Origin of the sequence: Streptomyces sp. SN-593 (assembly GCF_016756395.1) — a bacterium.
Taxonomy (GTDB): Bacteria; Actinomycetota; Actinomycetes; order Streptomycetales; family Streptomycetaceae; genus Actinacidiphila; species Actinacidiphila reveromycinica.
Map to the genome: position 1 here is coordinate 8,202,575 of NZ_AP018365.1, position 20,042 is coordinate 8,222,616.

Annotated in this window: 16 protein-coding genes, 3 pseudogenes and 1 CRISPR repeat array; of the genes and pseudogenes, 8 read left to right on the forward strand and 11 right to left on the reverse strand. The window is 70.9% G+C overall.

Going from position 1 to position 20,042, the window contains the following annotated elements; all coding sequences use genetic code 11:
* Positions 1-19 precede the first annotated feature (19 nt).
* Positions 20-1,240, reverse strand: a complete 1,221-nt coding sequence (locus RVR_RS34590) for an IS110 family RNA-guided transposase (protein WP_202233593.1) — start codon at positions 1,238-1,240, stop codon at positions 20-22.
* Between the two features lie 239 nt (positions 1,241-1,479).
* Here RVR_RS34590 and RVR_RS34595 point away from each other — a divergent pair, with 239 nt between their 5' ends.
* The 3 genes from RVR_RS34595 (at position 1,480) to RVR_RS34605 (ending at position 2,882) form a co-directional block, all read left to right on the forward strand.
* Entirely contained in the window at positions 1,480-1,734 is a 255-nt protein-coding gene (locus tag RVR_RS34595) for a hypothetical protein (RefSeq protein ID WP_202237869.1), read from the forward strand.
* Between the two features lie 395 nt (positions 1,735-2,129).
* Positions 2,130-2,399 (forward strand): helix-turn-helix domain-containing protein, encoded by a 270-nt coding sequence (locus RVR_RS34600; protein ID WP_202237870.1) that lies wholly within the window; start codon positions 2,130-2,132, stop codon positions 2,397-2,399.
* Between the two features lie 96 nt (positions 2,400-2,495).
* A complete protein-coding gene (locus tag RVR_RS34605; protein WP_202237871.1) occupies positions 2,496-2,882 on the forward strand; it encodes a hypothetical protein in 387 nt (128 codons plus the stop codon).
* A gap of 382 nt (positions 2,883-3,264) precedes the next feature.
* Here RVR_RS34605 and RVR_RS39255 read toward each other — a convergent pair.
* A pseudogene (locus RVR_RS39255) lies at positions 3,265-3,466 on the reverse strand (hypothetical protein); the annotation flags it as partial.
* 40 nt (positions 3,467-3,506) lie between these two features.
* Here RVR_RS39255 and RVR_RS34615 point away from each other — a divergent pair.
* Positions 3,507-4,646 (forward strand): SMI1/KNR4 family protein, encoded by a 1,140-nt coding sequence (locus tag RVR_RS34615; RefSeq protein ID WP_202237872.1) that lies wholly within the window; start codon positions 3,507-3,509, stop codon positions 4,644-4,646.
* A 181-nt stretch (positions 4,647-4,827) separates the two neighbouring features.
* Here RVR_RS34615 and RVR_RS38230 read toward each other — a convergent pair.
* The 5 genes and pseudogenes from RVR_RS38230 to RVR_RS34635 all read right to left on the reverse strand — a co-directional run.
* A pseudogene (locus RVR_RS38230) lies at positions 4,828-5,475 on the reverse strand (hypothetical protein); the annotation flags it as partial.
* A gap of 167 nt (positions 5,476-5,642) precedes the next feature.
* A complete protein-coding gene (locus RVR_RS34620; protein WP_202237873.1) occupies positions 5,643-5,996 on the reverse strand; it encodes a hypothetical protein in 354 nt (117 codons plus the stop codon).
* A 205-nt stretch (positions 5,997-6,201) separates the two neighbouring features.
* Positions 6,202-6,921, reverse strand: a complete 720-nt coding sequence (locus RVR_RS34625; protein WP_202237874.1) for a hypothetical protein — start codon at positions 6,919-6,921, stop codon at positions 6,202-6,204.
* Positions 6,918-7,130: a hypothetical protein gene (locus tag RVR_RS34630; RefSeq protein WP_202237875.1), complete on the reverse strand. Its 213-nt coding sequence runs from the start codon at positions 7,128-7,130 to the stop codon at positions 6,918-6,920. Before RVR_RS34630 ends, RVR_RS34625 begins: the two co-directional genes overlap by 4 nt.
* Positions 7,131-7,343: 213 nt before the next feature.
* Entirely contained in the window at positions 7,344-8,135 is a 792-nt protein-coding gene (locus RVR_RS34635) for a hypothetical protein (protein ID WP_202237876.1), read from the reverse strand.
* 811 nt (positions 8,136-8,946) lie between these two features.
* On the opposite strand from RVR_RS34635, the gene RVR_RS34640 reads away from it, so the two are divergent.
* Positions 8,947-9,483 (forward strand): hypothetical protein, encoded by a 537-nt coding sequence (locus RVR_RS34640; RefSeq protein ID WP_202237877.1) that lies wholly within the window; start codon positions 8,947-8,949, stop codon positions 9,481-9,483.
* A gap of 126 nt (positions 9,484-9,609) precedes the next feature.
* Here the strand turns inward: RVR_RS34640 and RVR_RS34645 are convergent, their stop codons facing one another.
* Positions 9,610-11,658, reverse strand: coding sequence for an ATP-binding cassette domain-containing protein (locus tag RVR_RS34645; RefSeq protein ID WP_202237878.1), 2,049 nt, complete (start codon positions 11,656-11,658; stop codon positions 9,610-9,612).
* Between the two features lie 306 nt (positions 11,659-11,964).
* Between RVR_RS34645 and RVR_RS34650 the strand changes: the two genes are divergently transcribed.
* Both RVR_RS34650 and RVR_RS34655 read left to right on the forward strand, forming a co-directional pair.
* Positions 11,965-12,618 carry a GNAT family N-acetyltransferase gene (locus RVR_RS34650; RefSeq protein WP_346731497.1) on the forward strand — a complete coding sequence of 218 codons (654 nt, stop codon included), beginning with the start codon at positions 11,965-11,967 and terminating at the stop codon, positions 12,616-12,618.
* 130 nt (positions 12,619-12,748) lie between these two features.
* Positions 12,749-13,282 carry a hypothetical protein gene (locus tag RVR_RS34655; protein ID WP_202237880.1) on the forward strand — a complete coding sequence of 178 codons (534 nt, stop codon included), beginning with the start codon at positions 12,749-12,751 and terminating at the stop codon, positions 13,280-13,282.
* 82 nt (positions 13,283-13,364) lie between these two features.
* Positions 13,365-16,324: a CRISPR direct-repeat array (repeat unit 28 nt; unit sequence GGAAGACCCCCGCGGGTGCGGGGACGAC).
* 178 nt (positions 16,325-16,502) lie between these two features.
* On the opposite strand, the pseudogene RVR_RS39260 reads toward RVR_RS34655, so the two are convergent.
* From RVR_RS39260 to RVR_RS34670, 3 genes and pseudogenes are all read right to left on the reverse strand, one after another.
* Positions 16,503-17,108: pseudogene (locus RVR_RS39260) on the reverse strand (DUF2255 family protein); the annotation flags it as partial.
* A gap of 63 nt (positions 17,109-17,171) precedes the next feature.
* Positions 17,172-18,143: an alpha/beta hydrolase family protein gene (locus tag RVR_RS34665; RefSeq protein ID WP_202237881.1), complete on the reverse strand. Its 972-nt coding sequence runs from the start codon at positions 18,141-18,143 to the stop codon at positions 17,172-17,174.
* A gap of 229 nt (positions 18,144-18,372) precedes the next feature.
* Positions 18,373-19,287 carry an alpha/beta hydrolase family protein gene (locus RVR_RS34670; RefSeq protein ID WP_202237882.1) on the reverse strand — a complete coding sequence of 305 codons (915 nt, stop codon included), beginning with the start codon at positions 19,285-19,287 and terminating at the stop codon, positions 18,373-18,375.
* Between the two features lie 98 nt (positions 19,288-19,385).
* On the opposite strand from RVR_RS34670, the gene RVR_RS34675 reads away from it, so the two are divergent.
* Positions 19,386-19,976, forward strand: coding sequence for a TetR/AcrR family transcriptional regulator (locus RVR_RS34675; protein WP_202237883.1), 591 nt, complete (start codon positions 19,386-19,388; stop codon positions 19,974-19,976).
* Positions 19,977-20,042 lie beyond the last annotated feature (66 nt).

Below are 20,042 nucleotides of genomic sequence, written 5' to 3' on the forward strand. Positions count from 1 at the left end.
GAGTTTCCTGAGTCAACCTCTATGCCGCCAGGGGGGCGTCGGCGGTCGTGTTGATCTTGTTGTTGGCTTGGTGGATGTCGGGGTCGTAGCAGGTGCCGGTGCGCCAGCAGGCCCACATCACCCGGAGCCAGGATCGGGCGAGGATTCGGACGGCGTGGGGGTGCCGCTTTTTGCGGGCCCGGGCGTCGTCGTAGATCTTGGCGGCCCACTGGCTGCCGTGTCGGCTGTTGTCGGCGAAGGTCGTGAGCGCGACGCGGGCTCTGCGGTTGGTCGCGAAGCGGAAAGCGACTGTGCGGGACTTGCCCGAGGCGCGGGTCACGGGGACGACGCCGGCTTCGGCGATCAGCTGTTCGCAGGTCTGGGCGCGTTCCAGGAGCGGGCCGATCTCGCCGATGACCTGGCCGAGGCTGATCGTGCCGATGCGCGGCAGGGTGGCGAACAGCGGCGCGTAAGGGTGCGTGGCGGTGGCCTCGGTGATGGCCTTGTCCAGGGCGCGGATGGTCGCGCGTATGCCGTGCACGAGCTGGACCTGGACACGGATGAGGTGCTCGACGACCGTCTCGCTGAGGCGGGAGGCGGCTGTGGGGGCCGAGCGCAGGCGTTCGATGAGGACGCTGCCGGGCTTCTTGCCGGAGTAGCCACGGCGTTTGCACCAGGTTTCCAGGCGCCCCGCGGTGAGCTTGGCGGCGGAGGCCGGGGTCGGGTAGCGCTCCAGGAAGGCCTGGGCGATGTCGCTGTCGAGCTTGCCGAAGACTGCCTTGCCGCCGGGCCAGTGTTCGTCCAGGAGCGCGGCGAGTTGGTTGACGGCGGCGATGCGGGCCTCGATGTGGTCGGCGCGCTGGCGGGTGAGGGCCTGCAGGTCGAGAGTGGCCGGCTCGGTGGGCTCCAGCCGGGGCAGCAGGTGGCCGTCGGTGCGCAGGTAGTCGGCGAGTTTCATGCTGTCGCCGGCGTCGGTCTTGGCTTTGGAAGCGCCCCAGCGTGCCCGCATCGCGTGAAAGGCGTTCGGGTGCACCGGCACCACCGGGTGCCCGGCGGCCAGGAGCCGGTCGACGGCCAGGCCCCTGGTGGTCTCGATGGCGACCGGCAGGTCGGCGGGATCTGCGTGCTTGCGCAGCCGGGCCAGGGTCTTGGCGAACCCTTCCTCGGTGTGGGTCGGTTCCCACCGGTCGATGCGTTTGCCGGTGTCGTCCATGACCGTCACGTCGTGCGTTTCGGTCGCCCAGTCCCATCCGATGAACACGTGCGTCGTACTCCTGTACCGCTGGCGGAGCACCTGCCCGGTGGTGAGGTCGTCTGCCGGGAGCTCATTAATCGGCCCTCTGCGGGGCGTGTCCCTGAAGCCGATCAGACGGCCTCGGCCCGGCAGGGCTGGCAGAACTCACGCTGGCCGTCGAACGGCTCGCGACGATGGCCATGCACCCGCCGGGACCGAGAGGTCACAACCCTACCGAAGAGGGCTGCAGAAGGGATGGTCCTCTAATGAGCGACGTGGACGACTGCAAGAAGGACATGACCGCGGTGGAGACCGCCGAGGGAAACATCAGGTCCGCTGTCGAGAAGGTGAACCAGATGATGACCGGCACCTGGGTCGGGGCCGCGGCAGACAAGTGGGGCACCGACTTCCACGGCCGGATGAGCACGCTGAGCAGACTGTTCGACCAGTTCCCGGCGGAGGAGCAGCGGCTGATCGACAAGGCGCAGAAGGCCGACAAGACACCCAAAGGGGCCTCCTGACCTCGCGGCACCGGCACGCAGCCCCATCGGGCGTGGTACAGCGAAGGGCGCCCGACCGCCGGAGATTCCGGTCAGGCGCTCTTCGCGGGGGAGGGACTGGAGGAAACCCCGCGCTTCCGGGGAGTACGAGACGAGGAGGTTCTTGGTCTGCTGGTGGTACGGCGTCAGCGGCTCGCTGACCTGCGCGTACGGCAGCCCCGGAAGCCCTGTCCGGGCCACCGGCCCGGAGACTGCCCGGATCTTGTACCGCCTGACCGTGGCCCGTCGACTCCGTCCGGCAAGGTGCAGCGCGCCGCGCGGCAGATGGGCGGTGCCCGTGTGAAGTCCCCCGCGGGTGCGGGGACGACCATGCGCGTCCGTGGGCGCGGGCCTCGGCTAGCGGAAGGCCCCCGCGGGTGCGGGTACGCAGCACACCGCTCGACCTCATCGACGCCCCCACCGACAACGACCTCGACGAGACCGAACGGACCATCGCGACCCTCCTGCGCACCGGCATGACCGACGACCAGATCGCCCGCAGGATGTCCATCACCCGTCGCACGGTGCAGCGCCGCATCCGCAGCCTCATGGACCGCCGCGGCGCACGGAGCCGATTCGAACTCGGCATGCACCTCGCCCCGCTGATCGAAAACGCTCTCCCCGACTCCCTGGCACGTCTCCGGTGACCCTCCGCGTCGTTCGGGCCGCGCTTGGTAGGTTCGCTCGACGGATGAGTACCTGTACGGATACATCCCGACGGCCCCTGCTCCTACGGTGAGGGCATGAGCTGCCCGCATCCGCCGTTTCCCGCCCAAACAGTCCCGGAGACATGCCCGGATCCCGCCCGGCACAAGGTGGCGCGCGCGTACGCCCGGGTGGTCGCGACGATCGCGGTGGCCGTGGCCATCACCTATACCGTGCGGTTCCGCAGCACCGACGGCGACCCGGCTGACCGCTCGTTCACCTGGCTGCTGGCCGGCCCCACGTGGTGTATCGGCGCCATCACCGTCGCCAGCATCGCCGCGCTCTTGCTGCCGGCAGATCTGCACCACACGCCGCTTCGGTGGATCGGCCTGTCCGCGGCCGCAGGCGCCGCGACCGTCCTGGCCGGGCTGACAGCCGAGTTCGGCGGATACGTCCTCCTGGACCTGCTCCACGCGGCATCGTAAGCCACACCCACACGGCCCCGATGACGCGCAGAAGCACCACCTACGCGACCAGCACACCGCGAAGAAGACGGTGCCTTGATGGCCCGAGGCTGCCAGGCGCACCCAGGCGCGCAGGAACGATTCGCACCACCCGGTGAACCTATGCGGTCACAGCACCAGCGAGGACGCTGGTCATGCAGGAAGCAGCGAACCGTCTCGCGGACGCCGTATCCACGCTGACCCGTCGGTGGAGCAAGGGCCACGAGGCCCCCCAAGTTGGCCGTTGGTGCCCCGTCCCGGGAAGCCTGGCCGCAGGTGGCACGATCCTCCGCCTCGCCCGCCCCCGCGCCACCGAACCTCGGCGACCGTGGGAGAAGCAAGCCCCGGTGCACAATCTCACCCCGGCGCCGGGGGTGTCGATGAGGCGGCAGACCGTCGGGTAGGAGGCCAACGGCCCGAACACGGCCCGAACACGGCCCGAACACGGCCTTCTCGGCCCGCAGTGTCGCGACGTCCGCGAGGCGGTCCCCACCCGGCGCGACCGCCAAGGCCACGTCCAGCAGGATCTTGCCTGGATCGTGCACCGCCCGGGCCCGCAGCCGTGGCGGAGGCCGGGGACTTCGAGCGGGGCAGTAGGGTTCGGTTGTGGGGAGGGACAACTTCGTGGACGGGCGGGCCATCGGCGACTTCACCGCGACGTGGCGCCGCGTGGAGGACTGGCTGCGAGTTCACGCGCCGGAGGACTTCGCCGCGCTGCGGGGGCCCGCTTCCGCGCGGGACATCGCCGCGGTCGCCGAGGACTTCCCCCCGCACCCCTTCCTCGTCGCGCTGCTGTCGGCCCACGACGGCAGCGAGCTGTCGTCCGGCGCTGAACTGCTGCCGAGGTACGGGCTGCTGCCCGCTGCCCGGATGGCCGGCTGGCGCGCCGCGGGCGCGGGGTGCCCCGAAGCCGAGTGGTGGGTACCGTTCGCCGCCACCTCGACCGGTGAGTACCTGGTGGTCGACCACCGTCAGGGGCCGGGCTACGGAGCGGTGCTGCGGTTCGACCCCGAGTCCGGCGCCGGGGGCGAGCGGTGCTGGCACGATCTCCTGGCCCTGGTCGCGGAACTCGCGGACGTGCTGGAATCCGGCGAGCCGTTGCGGATGCCCGGTGCGGCCGCGCACCGCCCCTGCGCCGGGGGGCAGTTGGGGTGGGAGATCGTCCCGTCCCCGGAAGTGCCCGCCGTGTGGCTGCGCGAGGTGTGGCGCGACGCTGAGAAGCGACTCCTGCGTGCCGCGCCCGCCGCCTGCGCCTCCCTGCGCCCACCCGCCCGGCCGCAGGAGATCCGGTCGGCCGAGACGCCGGACCCGTTCCACGCGCACCTGCGCGCGTTCCTCCTGTTGCACGACGGAGCCGACGGGCCGGACGGCTTCGAGGTCTTCCCGGGCGGCTACCGGCCATACGGCTGTGCGGAGTTGTGTGCCGCGCGGGCGTCGGTGAAGGCGGCCGTGCCGGACACGGCCATCAGGGTGCGGGTGCGCACCGGGACGAAGACGGCAGGTGGGCGCGAGAGCGCCGTCGAGCGCGCGCACGGTCACGGCGAGGCGTCCTCATCCCCGGCGGACCTTCCTCCCGTCCCCACTTCATGGCTGCCCTTCGCGGTCTCGCGGGAGGGCGCAGAACTCCTGCTGTGCCAGGAGCAGGGGGAGTCGTACGGCGCAGTCCTGGCCTGGGACCAGGTCGCGCGGGACTACCGGACGGTTCACCCTGACCTGGCCGCCCTGTGCGAGCGCGTGGGCAGGTAGGGAGAGCGCTCGGGTTCCCGCTGGCGGCTCCGTGGCGGGGGAGAGAGTTCAAATGGCGGCCAGGGCTTACAGCCGGGGTATCAGATCCGACATGACAGCGAGGGGCAGCGAAGGATTGGCGGCTGCCGCCTCCACCACCTGCCAGTCGGCGTCGCTCAGTAGCTCTTCGATGATCGGCGGCGGAAGTGCCGCAGGAGGCGCCGGACGGCAGATCGCAGTCGAGTCGCGAGCATTGTGGATCGTGCACGAACGGCGCCTTTTCACGGTCGCAGACCAGGCAACGCTGTGCGGGTGGCAGCCCCTCGCCGGTGAGCAGCGCCGCCAGTACGGCCGGTGGCGTCGCCTCGTTGGCCGCCACCGCGCGACGGACCTCGGTATGCGGATGCACCGCAAGTCTGGTGGCCGTCTCCGGTGTCGTCCACAACGCGAGCTCCGCGACGACCTGTACGTCCGAGTCGGTGGCCAGCATCTCCACCACGTCGAACGGCAGGCCGGAACAGGCGGCGAGCTTCTCCCGGCGCTCGACGATTGGATCTTTTGCGAGGTGGCGCGCCCACTCCGGGTATCCCGCACGCTCATCAAGCAGGGCGAGCGCGACCTCCGGTTGCGTCGCGGGATCGATGTCTGCGGCGGTCAGCAGACCTGCATACGCAAGCGACACAGCGCTTTCCTCGACACGAGAGGCCAGAGCCACCGCCTGCGCGCGGCTGAGGTCGGCCCGACGAGCCAGGTCCGCAGCAATCTCGGCGTCCGCGACCGCGATCAGCCGGTCGACCAGCTCGGACGGCAGGCTTACGTTGACGGCAAGCCCGCACAGAACATGGTTCACAGAGGCATCCTGCCTGGAACATCACCGAATGGCTCCTGGATTTTGACGCCCAGGTGCTATCGGTGGAGAGGTGGTCCGGACCTGCGGTCGGAGGTGCCCATCTGGTCGTTCTCCCTTCGGATGGATGGGTACGACATTGGCTGGTGCCTCGGCGGCCGAGCTCTCGCTCAGCTTGTGGCCTGGCGAGTGAGGACGGTGTTGGCGAGTGCGAGCTGAGTGACTTGGTGCCGGAGCGCCATGATTTCGGCCTTCTGCGCGGCAACGGTTTCCTTCAGGTCGGACACAGTCCTGCGGAGCCGCTTTTCCGATCCCGGGGGTTGCTTCGTCTCAATGCGGACGGGCTCGTAGAACTCGTGCTTCAGCTCCGCATGGCGCTTTTGGCGGGCCATGCGGTGAACACCAGCTTCGGCCGCGAGAGCGACGACGGGCAGTGCGCCGTCGGAGGCGGTGGGCTGGCCGGTGAGCAGCCGGTCCATGGCGGCACGGATGCGTCTCCGCTCGTGGGTGGATTGCTCGGTCATGACAGGTCCTCGGCAGGTTGGGCGGTGGCGTGGTGAGTGTCGGCGGTGGCGCGGCATTGCTCGGCGGTGATGCGGAGGCCCGTGGCCGGCGGCTGCGGGGAGAGGGCCGCGAGTTTGTTGATGCGGTCGGTCTCTTCCAGCAGTTCGGTCGCGTGGCTGTCAAGGCGGACGGCGTTGCCGCAGCCGGGACGGCAGTCGAACTGGGTTATTCCGACCGTGCACTCTTCCCTCTGCTGATCTCGGGTTCGGTGCGGTTGGCGCCCGGCAAGCGGTGGGCAGATCCCTCCGGGGTGAAGGTGAAGCCGTCCGTGAACAGGGTGCCGCCGTGCCGGAAGGCCCAGAGGACGGGTTCGGCATGAACGGAGGCCGACGACGAGCTTGGATCCGCGGCGAAGCTGTTCCAGAGGTGGAAGCAGAGCAGGGTGTCGTCGCGTTGGTCGGTCGCGTAGGCCAGCGTCTTGGGGTAGTTGGGGTTGTTCCCCCCGAAGAGGACCGAGGGCGGGCCGAACGCCGTGACGACGTCGCTGAGGAGACGGTCCTTGCGGCACCAGGTCTCGCAGCCGCGGCAGATCTCGTGGTACTCGGCCGAGGTGAGGGTCCGGTCGGGTCGCAGCCATCCCTGACGGTGTGCGATCTCGGCGTAGACCGAGGCCACGGCGCCCTCGTGTGCATCACCCCACAGATCTTGTAAGACTCCGCTCACGCCGGTGGAGGAGAATCCTCGGCGGGTTTGCAGGTCCTTCAGTTCCTGCTGCCATGCCTGCTCGGAGGCGTCCGCGAACGCCACCGCGCCGAGGTAGAGCCTGATCGCCGTCTCACCGCCATACATTCCCGGGCGGCGCAGGGCGCCGTTCAGGTGCGTGACCAGGTAGTCGAGCACTTCTTGGGCTGTGCGCCCGTCGTTGCGTCCGGTCGGGTCGGTCACCGTCTGCCTTCCTGTTGGTCCTCGGCGCGTGCTGCGAGGTACTCGGCCCAGTCGCGTCGGGCGTAGGTGACCCAGCGGATCGCGGTGTGGCGGTGCATGCCGGTCAGGTCGGCGAGGATGGGGCTGGGGAGGTCGGCGGCGAGGGCGGTGAGGGCGGAGTTGTGGGCCGCGCGGACCGAGATTCCGTGGCGGTTGAGCTTCTGCGTCATGGCGTGGGTCGAGGTGGGCTTCCCTGGGACCAGGCCCGGGAACAATAGCCGGGGGCCCGGGGTGGCCTGGGCGGACAGGGATGGTGAGCCGGGCAGGGGAGATGCCGAGATCCTCACGGCGCGTTTTGTCCAGCTCAGGGTTCGAACGGCGGGATTGAGCGGTGGGGTCGGCTGGTCGGTGTCTGACGACTGGCCCCCACGGCCAGGGCGCTGTCACGGCTGCGGGTTGCAGGTGCTGCACGCTGTGACCTCGAAGCGGTCGATAACTTTGCGTGCGTCGCCTGCGGTGGCTACGGGGATGATTCTGGTCCACTCGGCGGGGTCGGCGATGGTCTGGCAGCCCACGGTATGGACTTCGGCGGTACTCGGCTGTGGTCGCGTGTCCACGGAGACGACGTAGGTGTTCCCTTGGAGTCGCTCCCGCGAGCGGGGTACGTCGGCGTAGTCCTCGCCAGCGATCTGGGCAAGGGCCAGAGGCGGTACGGACAAGGTGACCTCGGCCGACCAGTGACCGGCTGGGGCTTGACACCACTGGAGAAGCTGGGCGCCGACTCGGCCGCCGCTCTCGGGGAAGACGATGTGCACAAGTGGCGGCTCTACGGCCGACAGGAAATCGGCCAGGCCTACGGAGGGAAGAAAGGTGAGCGTGGCTCTGAAGTGGCCGGCGACCGGCTCGGCCTCTCCGGGAACTTCCATCTCCCAATGGGCGTACAGTTCCTCGGTGAACTCGCTGTAAGGATTGCTTTCCACGGTGGCACCGACGTGGTCGGCCCAGCGGCGTATGTTCTCGCGTTGCTCGTCCACTGTGCTGTCAAGCATGTTTGTGGTCCCCGTGAGGCTGCCGTTGTCCGCGAGGGTCCATGTCAGCGGCGGCAGGCCGAGCCTCGCGCCGTCTGCGAGGAGAGTGGCAAGCAGCTTCTGCGAGCGGTGCTGCAACCGATGGCGGGTGGTGGCGGACGGCTGCTTGGGCGGCCAGTCGTCGCTGGCGGCTACCTCGTTGGGCATCAGACGCGGTTCCTCTCGGCGGGCACCCCGGGCGAGTCGAAGTCCACTGGGCAGTACGGTGGACCTGCCCCGTCGCAGTGCGACGGGAGTGAGGGCCTCACTGTTCCCTGTCGGCTGCAAGGCTCACAGCCCCGCAGCCGTGAGCGCGTCCACCCCGTCCAAAGCCCGTTCCTGTCATGCGGCAGTTCACCCGTATCGTTCCCAAGGCGGCCTCGCCCATAGCCCTTTCAGTGTGCCAGCAACGTCCCTCCCTGGAGCACCAGTTGGGTGTCAGTCGCCCCTTGATGGCTGATGCGGCAGTGGTGCGGCCCTGGTGTGATTATGTGCGTTGTCGAGACGCTGTTGATCACCGACAGAGTCAAGCTAGATCAGCTTCGCTCGCTCTGTATTCCGGGCACGATCCACATGGCCAGGGCATCGCGGCGGTTCCGCCGAAGGTGTCTTGCCGCGGGCGCCGCGACAGCATGACGGACGCGAACGTCGATGCGTCGGCGCGGCGTTGGTCACGAGAGGCGCGGCATGGCCGAGGAGTACGCAGGTGTACCCGGAGCAGATCCCACCTGGCAGGTGGTGAACGGCAGCGGCGGCGCGCACGCGTCGCATGGCGGCTTCGCGAACACCGGGATCTATGCGGACAACTCCCGTACCGTCGTCCTGCCGCCGGAGTTGCTGCGGGCGGCAGCGAAGACGGATGCACCCGCCGGTATCGACAACATCCCGTTGCGGGGGTGCCGCACTTCGCCGGCCGGGCCGACGACTGTACCGACTGGACGAGGCCCTTGCTCGCCCCGGCGCGGCGCTCGTCCAGGCCGTGCGAGGGCTCGGCGGAGTCGGCAAGAGCGAACTGGCCGCGCACTGGGCCGCGACCGGACCCCATCGGTGCCGCCTCGTGCGGTGGTTCACCGCGGACAGCGCGGCCGCCGTGCAGAATCCCCTGGGCGACCTGGCGACCGCTCTCCAGCCCGCGCTGGCCGCGGCCCTGCCCCCTGACGCGCTGGCCGAGTTCGGACTGCAGTGGCTCGCAGCCCACCGCGAATGGCTGGTCGTCCTGGACAACGTCACCGGCCCCGCCGACATCGCACCGTTGATCGCCCGCGCGGACCGTGGCCGCTTCCTGATCACCAGCCGCCTCGCCGCCGGCTGGAACCACTGCGTCACCACGATCCACCTGGACGTCCTCGCGCCCGAGGAGTCCTACGACCTGCTGGCCGGCATACTGGCCGACCGCGACCTCGACGGTGCCTTCGAACTCTGCGCGGAACTGGGCCAACTGCCCTTCGCCCTCGTCCAGTCCACCGCCTACCTGGAGCAGAACCCCCTCCTGCCCCCCGTGGCTACGCGCGCGTAACGCTGCGCCCGCGCGATGGCGTCGTGCATAGGGCAGGTCCCCGTCGGCGGTACGTCGCAGCCCATCGCGGCGGCGCGGGGCCGCGCCGGCCAAGGCGACGCTCACCAGGTGACCACACGGCGCTGTTCACCGTGCGTCCTGCGGATCGGTGGGCGTCCCCGTGCGGGGGCCGGGCAGCAGGTCGTCAGCCCCGAGCCCGTACTGGGCGGCCTGAGCGGTGAACATCCCCTGATACACGCCCTCGATGGCCATCAGCTCCGCATGGGACCCGTCCTCGACGACCCGGCCGTCAGCCAGGACGTAGATGTGGTCGGCGTTCATGGTCGCCGCCAAACGGTGTGTGACGAGGACAACCGCGCGCCCCTCCCGTGCCAAAGACCACAACCCCTGGAACGCGGCGATCTCCGCGTGCGGGTCGAGCGCCGAGGTCGGCTCGTCGACAAGGAGCACCTGAGCGTCGCGGTACAGGGTGCGGGCCGTGCCGAGCTTCTGCCACTGCCCGCCGGAGAGCTGGACCCCGCGCTCGTACCCCTTGAACACGATCGAGTCCCAGCCGTGCGGCAGCGCCTCGATCAGATCGCGCACACCGGCGGTCTCGGCGGCTTGGCGGACCGCCGACATGTCCCTCGGGCGGTCACCGGCACCGATCGCCACGTTCGCCGCGGCGGTCATTTCCCAGCGCGGGAAATCCTGCGCCAGGACACCGACAGCGGCGAACACCTCCCCGCGGTCGGCTTGGCGCACCTCGACGCGCTGCCCGTTCTCACCCTCCCACCACACCTCACCCTCGCCCGGGAGCAGCAGCCCGGCGAGCAGCTTCGTCAACGTCGTCTTGCCCGACCCGTTCACGCCGACCAGGGCGGTGACCGCGCCGCGCCTGATCTCCACGCTGACCCCGTCCACAGCGGGCGCCTCGGCACCGGGGTAGGTGAAGCTCACGTTCTCCGTCCTCAGTGCACGCACCGGCGACGGGAGGGCGGCACCGGCGCGGGGGATCGCGTGCCGGCCGGCGATCTCGATGGCGTCCTCGGTGTCGGTGAGGAACAGCAACTCCTCATAGAGCCGGTTGACTTGCTGCACCAACGACGTGAGCCGCGCCGTCGAGGTGCGGATCGCGATGACCGCGGTCCCACCGACGGCAAGCGGCAGCCGACCGGTCGACAGCAGCCACCACAGCACCCCGTAGCACGCCAGCGACGCCAGACCGGCGAAGCCGCCCGCGACCAGATCGGTCGAGGCCTGCGCGTGGGCCAGGCGCTGCTGCTCCGCCTCCGTCTGCCTCGACATCTCCTCGTAGCTTCCGAGCAGTTTCTCGCCGGCCGCATGGACGCGGATCTCGCCGGCGGCGTGCGGGCGGGTGAGGTAGGCCAGCAGAGAAGCGATCGCCCGCCGGTGGTCGACCCAGTGCAGGCGCGAGAGGTAGTCGCGGCGCGCGGAGCGGACCGCGCCCCACCCCCTGGGCACGGCGATCGCCAGCAGCATGGGCAGCAGCACCCAGTGCAGGGAGGCCAGCACGGCGGCGGCCGCCGCCATGCCGATCACCACGTTCCCCACGCCCACCGACAGACGGAGCATGTTGCGGGCGGAGTCGGTGCCGAACCTCCCTGCCTCCAGAACCCGCTGGACCTCCGGGCGCTCGGTCGCCTCCACCTCGACCTCGGTCACAGCCCTGTAGTAGCGGGCCGACACTGCCCGCTCCACCTGCGGCTCCAGCCGACCCGACATCGCGGTCGACCAGGCGGACAGCACGGCAGTGGCCACGGCCGCGGCCGCCAGCACCACCAGCGACGGAACGGCGTCGTCGAGCTTGTCCCGCGTCGGCCCGTCGGCGAACAGGCGTGTGAGGACGCTGTTGACCGCCACCAGCCCCCACCCGGCCGTCACGCCCTGCCCGACCTGAGCTGCCACGACGCCAGCGAGCGCCCGACGGTCGGCCTGCCACCCGGTGCGCAGCACCATGGCGACCATGCGCGGCAGCGCGGCCGCCATGTGCCCGAACCCCAACCGGGTGAGCGGGCCGGCGTGGCGGACGAAGGACTGGTCGTAACGGAGCCGGCCGCCGTACAACTCCCTCTCAGCGTTGGAGAGACTGTCCGATGCCGACGCTTTCGTCGGCCTTTTGGCTTTGCCGGTGCGTGGTTCGACTGGCGTCAACGTGGTCCCCCTCGCGGACATGATGTTGTCGAGGTGTTCAACGACGCGATCGCGATGTCGAACACACGCACTTTCGGACGGGTCCTGCTCGCGGATACCCAGCGGTTCTCCACCGGCGCGAGTGCACCGGCCGTACCTGGCAAGGCCTCGGCAGCCGCGATGTATTGTCCGAAACGCTGACGCTCGGTGCTGCGAGGTGGGGAACCCGGACCGTTTGCCGCTGAGGTGCCACCGGTGCGACGTAGCAGTGGAGTTGGACGAGTGATCTGCACGGACGGATAACCGTGTGGCCTTGGTCGCGCCGCGCACGGACAATGACTCATGCTGATGGATCACTGGCCCCTGCTGGGGCTGCACCTGAAGACTCCCCACCTGGAGTTGCGGCTGCCCTCCGATGAGGAGCTGGGGCAACTGGCCGACCTGGCGGCCGCGGGCGTTCACGAGCCGGACCGGATGCCGTTCATCGTGCCCTGGACCGATCTGCCGCCCGCTGAGCGGGCGCGCTCCGTGGTGCAGCACCACTGGTTGCGGCGGGGGACCTGGGTCCCGGACAACTGGGCGCTGAACCTCGCTGTCTTCAAGGACGGCCGCGTCGTCGGCCTGCAGGAGGTCGCCGCTCGCGACTTCGCCGTGCTGAGGCAGGTCAGCACCGCCTCCTGGCTCGGTGTGCGCCATCAGGGACAGGGCATCGGAACCGAGATGCGTGCCGCAGTCCTGCACCTGGCCTTCGCCGGTCTGGGCGCGCACGACGCGCTGTCGGGCGCCTTCGAGGACAACCCCAGTTCCTTCGCCGTCTCCAAGAAGCTCGGCTACGAACAGGACGGCGTCGAGCAGTACAGCATCCGCGACGTCCGGGTGACGATGCGGCGCCTGCGGTTGCCCCGCGTCCGTTGGGAGACGCACCGGCACGGGGCCACCACGATCACCGGCCTCGCACCCTGCTTGCCGCTCTTCGGACTGTCGAAGGAGGCCGCGCTCTGAGCCATCGCCAGGAGCATCGCTGATCAGACGTCCCGTGAGCAGAGTCCCGGCGCCCGGCTGGCGCCCGCGGCTTCCAGACAGCACCCGCACCCTGGATGCACAACGTCAGCCCGACCGTTTGAATACCGTCATGGACTCCCCGATCTGGGCCGAACTGCCTGCCACCGACCGTTCCGCCGTGGACAGCTTGATCCACAAGGACCATCGCATCGCGGCGGTCAAGCGCCTGCGGGACGCGTTCCCGGTCGATTCCAGGCCGGGCCTGTACGAAGCGCTCGACGTGGTGGCGGAACGCTACCGGGAGCTCGGCCAGCGGTTCGAGCGCTACCCGACCCCGCCGCTGAACCTGCCGGCACTGACGGAGAAGGTGAAGGCTCTGCCCGGCCGGACGGTGGCCATCGAAGCAGTGTGGGACGGCGACACCGACGGCTGGTGCGTGGACCTGATAGCACTGGCCGACGATCCGCCTGCCGAGCACCGGCTCGCGAGCATCCGGCACGGCAGTGACATGCGGCTGTTCAACGGTTCGGTTCCTCCTTGGCCCGAAGCACAGGAGGCGGACACGGTCGGCCGTGCCCTGGCCGAGCACCTCGCCGTGCCGTTCCACTTCACCAGCCCCGACGAGCCCGACCTTGACGCTCCCCGCTGGAGAACCACCGCGTGAGCAACCCCACCGCCCGGCCCGACAGCCCCACCGCCGCGCCTGCCGCGACAACCCAGCGGCCGTCTCAGCGACGACCTTCGCGGGAGGACCCCCGCGGATGCGGGGACGACCCCGGCGGGGGCGCGGTGTTCGCTGCGTCGTACGGAAGACCCCCGCGGGTGCGGGGACGACCAGGGCACCATCCGCATGACCTACATCTCCCAGGGAAGACCCCCGCGGGTGCGGGGACGACGACAGGCCCGCCGATCGCGCGCACCCACTCCTCGGAAGACCCCCGCGGGTGCGGGGACGACAAACCGCGATGAGAGCCACCGTGGCCCACTCGGGGAAGACCCCCGCGGGTGCGGGGACGACACGAGGGTTAGTGGCACGGACGCCGCCGCGCAAGGAGGACCCCCGCGGGTGCGGGGACGACGGCGGCATCCTCGTCCGAACCTCGCGGCAGCACGGAAGACCCCCGCGGGTGCGGGGACGACAAGGTGTGTGCTGAGCGGGCGTACGCCGAGGTCGGAAGACCCCCGCGGGTGCGGGGACGACCCTCGGGTATGCCTCCGGCCACGCGCCGGGGGCGGAAGACCCCCGCGGGTGCGGGGACGACACCCGCGCGGCGAAGGAGCACCAGGAGCCGATGGGAAGACCCCCGCGGGTGCGGGGACGACCGTGAGCGCGGGGCGAACCCGTCGTCGCTGACGGGAAGACCCCCGCGGGTGCGGGGACGACACGTCGCCGACGTACTCCCACCCCTCCCCCGTCGGAAGACCCCCGCGGGTGCGGGGACGACCCTCGCTCAGCGGGTCCCCCCCCTCCCCACGATCGGGAAGACCCCCGCGGGTGCGGGGACGACAGGGCCAGCGTCGCGCCGATCGCGTCCCACTCGGGAAGACTCCCGCGGGTGCGGGGACGACGGGGCGATCGTCACGTTCCTCCTCGCCGTCGGGGGAAGACCCCCGCGGGTGCGGGGACGACAGTACATGGTGCGGAATGTGGGGCCGCGGAACAGCAAGACCCCCGCGGGTGCGGGGACGACGCCAAGGGCCTGCGCATCCTGGGCAAGCGCTGGGGAAGACCCCCGCGGGTGCGGGGACGACACGGAATCCCGGATCAGCATCGCGAGATGCCAGGGAAGACCCCCGCGGGTGCGGGGACGACAGCCACATGAGCGGCATCGCGATCTCGCTCCCGGGAAGACCCCCGCGGGTGCGGGGACGACAGGTCCGGCCAGAAAGGCGACCACACGGCCCACGGAAGACCCCCGCGGGTGCGGGGACGACCAGTCAACGACTGTCGCGAAGCCGACCTACAGCGGAAGACCCCCGCGGGTGCGGGGACGACAACACCGTCGTCGCGGTGCTGCTGTCGTCGAAGGGAAGACCCCCGCGGGTGCGGGGACGACGTGGCCTGCACCTCCGCCGCGTACAGCCCGGTGAGGAAGACCCCCGCGGGTGCGGGGACGACCTTGACCCGACCGTGGAGGTGCGGATCGCGGACGGAAGACCCCCGCGGGTGCGGGGACGACCCTCCACTCCTGGCGGCCATCCGCCGACCGCCGGGAAGACCCCCGCGGGTGCGGGGACGACTCATCGACGCCACCGAGATGCTGGAAGAGGGCGGGAAGACCCCCGCGGGTGCGGGGACGACAGCCGGCGCTGCTCGTCGCGCTGCTGCAGCTGGGGAAGACCCCCGCGGGTGCGGGGACGACTACCACTAGCGCCAAGCCCGCTACTGGTCTACCGGAAGACCCCCGCGGGTGCGGGGACGACCCTGGGCGCCGAATTCCCCCTCTCCCCCTTCCCGGAAGACCCCCGCGGGTGCGGGGACGACGCTGACGAGCCGTTGAACGAGTGCCTGCGCGAGGGAAGACCCCCGCGGGTGCGGGGACGACACCGCGGGGCCCGACGACCGCGGCCGCCTCCCCGGAAGACCCCCGCGGGTGCGGGGACGACCGGCCACCAGTTCCTCCGCGATGGCGTTCGTGGGGAAGACCCCCGCGGGTGCGGGGACGACCCGCACGGCACGGTCGCACCGATGCGCATCGAGGGAAGACCCCCGCGGGTGCGGGGACGACTCGGCGACGGTGAGCGACATGATGGGCGGGTCCGGAAGACCCCCGCGGGTGCGGGGACGACACATGGCCAATTGCGCCTGAGACAGCGTCGTCAGGAAGACCCCCGCGGGTGCGGGGACGACGCGTCGAGGAGTGGACCCCGCAGGGGCAGACCGGGAGGACCCCCGCGGGTGCGGGGACGACAGGCTGCGGCACCCCCACGGGGCCGCTGACGCCGGAGGACCCCCGCGGGTGCGGGGACGACCGGTAGAGCCGGAAGTCTGCCGGGATCCGCTGGGGAGGACCCCCGCGGGTGCGGGGACGACTTTACCGGCCCGAACAGCAACCGGGCCTGTTCCGGAGGACCCCCGCGGGTGCGGGGACGACTTCACCGCGCCGAGGTCGAACCGGCGCTGCGCCGGAGGACCCCCGCGGGTGCGGGGACGACATTGGGTGCGCGTGGCATACGTCGTCGGGGGGAGGAGGACCCCCGCGGGTGCGGGGACGACGAGATGCGGCTCGCCACCAGGTAGATGACCCCTGGAGGACCCCCGCGGGTGCGGGGACGACACCGCGCTCGTGACCGCCGGCAGCGGCGCCCTGGGAGGACCCCCGCGGGTGCGGGGACGACCGCGCGCTGCTCGCTGGCAATGCGCCGCATGTCGGAGGACCCCCGCGGGTGCGGGGACGACCATCACCAGGCCGCCGCCCGCCGCGACCCACGCGGAGGACCCCCGCGGGTGCGGGGACGACCCGGCCGGTGCCGAAGGCGCCGGCACTCGGGGGGGAGGACCCCCGCGGGTGCGGGGACGACCTCGTGGGTCTGGACATGCTGGTGCAGAATCAGCGGAGGACCCCCGCGGGTGCGGGGACGACAGTCCGGGGGACTCCCGGCCGTACAGCGGCTGAGGAGGACCCCCGCGGGTGCGGGGACGACGACAACATGGAAGCGCCACTCACCCCCGAGGAGGGAGGACCCCCGCGGGTGCGGGGACGACGCTTCTTGAGCTGGGACTCTATCGGGTGGAGGCGCCGATTTTCTTTAGTTGCTCGTGGACGTGTACGGGTTCGGATGGCAGGACAGGCGGAGGGCTGAGCATGGGCTTCGGGAGCATCCGTGGTCGGTTTTCGCTGCTGACAGCCTACGAGTAGGCGGGAGTCCCTTCGCCGTTCCGATCACCCGGGACACCGTGCGCCGACTGCTCCGGCGAGCGTGCCGTCGACCGGGCGGTCGACCGGGCCGGCAATCAGGGTGAGGACGGCAATCCACACGGAGACACTCACGGCGAACTGGAGCCGGCCGGGCCTGAGGAGGTCGCCGGGGTCGCCGAGGTCGCCGTCCGGCTGCTCGGTGACCGCGCCCCCTGCATGACCGGAGTCGTCCTCTCCCGCGACGGTGGCATCCAGTCGTCCTGAGTACCGTCGTACGCGAGATGTCGCACGACCGTGCGGGTTGTCAGGGGTCGAGCGGACGGATGCGGGCGATCCGGTGTCGCGGGTTCTTGAGCAGGTCCTCGGAGAAGTACGGATCCTTGGAGTATTCGGCGCGGAACGCCTCGCCGGCCCGGTCGTTCGTCGCCTCGTCGCCTCGTCGCCGACCGGCGAGAACGCCACCCGCAGTTCCCCGTCCGCGACGGCGACCGCACCGCGCCCATACGTCACGGCGGAGTGGAACCACCGCGGGTTCCGCGTCGCCGACCGGACGTAGACGTCGCCGCCGAGGGCCACCGCCCACACCCGGATGAGCCGGCCGGGCGTCCGGTCGGCGCCCCGATCCGGCGCGACGTGGAAGTCGCCGCCCTACTGGACGCGGCGCAACTGTGCGTCCGTCCATCGAGGAATGTCCTACCGCTTCTCGTGGACCGTTGCGGAGGCGGCGTGTTCGCGGGCCAGCCGTGCCGTCGCCACGCTCCACGCCTGGTCGTCGACGCCCAGTTGGGTGCGCAGGAACGCTGCGGTGGTCTCCAGGACCAGGAGTGCGCGGGTGAGGTTCTCGTCCGTCGTCTCCGCGGAGTCGTAGCCGGATATTCCTCCGAGGCTGTGCTCACCGCCGTGGACGTCGAGGAGGAACTTGGGCCCCGGCGACAGGTGAAAGGCGTCGGTCTGCCACGCGGCTCCGACGACGTTCAGGTGGTGGGCGTGGTCCTGGTCCCCTGCTACGACCAGGGTCGGAGGTGCCATGGTGGTGAAGTCGGTGTCGTTGAGGACGGGGTAGTGACGGGCGGCACGGGGATCGAGGGCATCACCTCCGCGTCCCGGCGCGGCCATCACCACTCCGGCGCTCACTCGCTCGTCCCTCGCGTTCACCCTGTGCCCCGTGGTGGGGTCGCGCGGCTGGGCGCCCAGTATCATGCCCGCCGTGTGGCCGCCCATCGAGTGGCCGACGACGGCGATCCTGCCGGTGTCCATGCGGGCTGCCACGTCCGGGACGACCTTGTCGAGAACACCCAGGTGGTCCAGCACCGACGACACGTCGCGTGCGCGGGATCGCCAGTACAAGGGGGCTTCGGGGTTGTCGGCGTGCCGCAGGCCGAGGGTGGCCGAGTCCAGGTGGGTCGGCTGGAGGACCGCGAACCCGCTGGCCGCGAGATGGTTGGCGAGCGGGGCGTAGCCGTAGAGCGACGAGACGTACTCGGACGGACCGTGCCCGTGCGACAGGACGACGACGGGCAGCGCCCGGTCCGTCAACGGCGCGGTCAGTCGTACCTGAAGTTCCGCCGGGCGGTCGCGGGAGGGGAAGGCGACCGGAGCGACCGAGACGAGCGGTCCGGACAGGTCGACGCCCGCGCGGGCGGGGATGGCGATGTGGTCGGTCATGGAATCTCCAGGGGCTGCGAAACCTGAGGGGCCCTGAGGGCCCCGAGGGGCGTTGCTCCGGAGCACGGGAGCAACGGTTGACCAGGGCGTGGCTCAGCGTGGACTTCTGGCTTCTCGCTTCGGCCGCCGGGCTTCGGTGCATCACCGGCGCGGTGCGTGCGAGAGGCATTCCGGCCCGCCGCTGCCGTGCAGCGCGCGACGGGCCGGGAAGGGGCAGCACGGGGCCGGGTCAGTCCTTGTGCTGGAAGGACGCCTTCTCGACGGCTTCGGTGTCGGCACGGAAGCGGGACCATGCATCGGGGTCGCGGCCGAGGGCGTCGAGGAGGTACGCGGTGACGGCGTCGGCGACGAGGGCGACCCGGTCGGCGTCCGTGTCGGTGGTCTCGCTCACGGCTTCCCCGGCGATGCCGCCCAGGGTGTGCTCTCCGCCGGGGACGACGAGGAGGCGCTTGGGGGCGGGGCTGAGGTCGAAGGCGTCGAGGAACCAGTCCGGTCCCCGCGTGGACATCTTCGACTGGTCCTTGTCGCCCGCGATGACGAGCGCCGGCGTGGTCATGGTGGAGTAGTCCGGCCTCATGAAGGGCAGGTGCCCGACGGCGAACGGCGTGAGCGAGTCGCCCGTGCCGGTCGCGGCAATGAGCACGCCCGCCTTCGCTCCGCCGTGGGAGAAGTCCTCGCCCGCGGTGCCCTGGGCGTCGAACACGCGGGCGCCCAGCAGGGTGCCGACGGTCTGGGCTCCCCAGGAGTGCCCGACGAGGGCGACGCCCGTCCGGTCGGCGCGGTCGATCAGGTCGCCTGCCTCGGCCAGGACGGCGTCGAGGTGGTCCAGCACCGCGTGGAGGTCATCGATGCGCACGCGCCAGATGGCGCCGAAGCGCGGATCGTCGAACCCTATGGCGTTGCGGCGCGAGTCCAGGTGGGTCGGTTGCACGACGACGAAGCCGGCGGCGGCCCAGCGGTCGACCAGCGGCTCGTAGCCGTCCATCGACCACGCGTTGCCGTGGGAGAACACGATGACCGGAAGGCCGCGGCCCTCGGCCGGTGCGGTCACCTTGACCTGGAGGGGCACCGCCCGGTCACCGGTGGGAACGGTGACGGGCTTGATCGCGACGGTCTTCGCCGGGGATGGCGCTGGAGTGATCATGTGCGGACTTTCTGTGGGAAGGCGCGTGCCGCATACTTGGCGGAACGATGTTCCGTCCATGCTAGCGGAACAATGTTCCGCGAACCAGAGGTGAGATCTTGTCCCGATCGGTCGGCTCCAGAGCGGCGGGTGCCGAGCGCACTCGCCAGTCCCTGCTCGCGGCCGCGGCGCAGGTGTTCGTCGAGCAAGGCGTCCAGGCGCCCATCCGCGACATCGCCGGCCGGGCCGGCGTGGGCCTGGGCACCGTGTACCGCCACTTCCCCACCCGGGCGGAGCTGGTCGTCGCCGTCTACCGGCACCAGGTGGACGAGTGCGCGCGACTCGCCGCCGATCTCGCCGGGTCGCCGAGGCCGGGCGAGGCCCTGTCGCGATGGATGGACGCGTTCGTGGAGTTCCTCGTCACGAAGCACGGGCTGGGGGCGGCACTCCAGTCCGAGGACCCCGGCCTGCAGAGCCTGCACTCCTTGATGCTCGACACCCTGGTCCCGGCCTGCGCCTCGCTCCTCGACGCCGCGACGGCCCGGGGCGAGCTCGACCCGGACGTCACCGCGTACACACTGATGCGAGCGGTCGGCAACCTGTGCGTCCTGGGCCCGGGATACGACCGTGAGCACGCGCGGGCCATGGTCGCCCGACTCCTTGCCGGCTGCCGGACGACCATGTCCCCGGACGGTCCCGTGGCGGCCTGACGACGAAGACCCGCCCCCCCACGCTCCCGGGGTGCACGGGTCGGCAGCGGCCGAGTGCGCCGGAAC